The sequence below is a fragment of the Mesorhizobium sp. M2E.F.Ca.ET.209.01.1.1 genome (assembly GCF_004010375.2).
Classification (GTDB): Bacteria; Pseudomonadota; Alphaproteobacteria; order Rhizobiales; family Rhizobiaceae; genus Mesorhizobium.
Genome location: NZ_SADP02000297.1, coordinates 1 through 398 on the forward strand (window position 1 = coordinate 1; position 398 = coordinate 398).

General features: G+C 64.8%; 1 protein-coding gene. It reads right to left on the reverse strand.

The window, feature by feature from the left end; genetic code table 11:
* Positions 1-398 (reverse strand): FAD-dependent monooxygenase (locus tag EN852_RS35735; RefSeq protein ID WP_189546384.1); only part of this gene is annotated, 398 nt, incomplete at both ends.

Genomic DNA, 398 nt, shown 5'->3' on the forward strand with positions numbered 1-398 from the left:
GCTGCGCGCCAGAATATCGGGCCGGCGCTTGAAATCGTATACGGCAAGGGCAGCGGCAGCCCCCGGATCCTGACGATTTTCACGCGCGATTTCAACCAGATCGTCGATATCCCTGATACCCAGGTTGAGGCCTTGCGCGCCGATCGGCGGGAACACGTGCGCCGCTTCGCCGACAAGCGCCACCCGCTGCGCCGCGAAACGCAGAGGGGTCACCGTCGACAACGGATAGATCTGGCGGCCCGGCTCCACGGTTACCCGCCCCAGCATCGACTGCATCTGCCGTTCGACCCGCAGCGAGAGCGTTGCGTCGTCCAACGCGGCAAGCTCCTTCGCGGTCTCAGGTTTGACCACCCAGACAAGGCTGGAACGATTGCCCGGCAGCGGCACCTGCGTGAAAG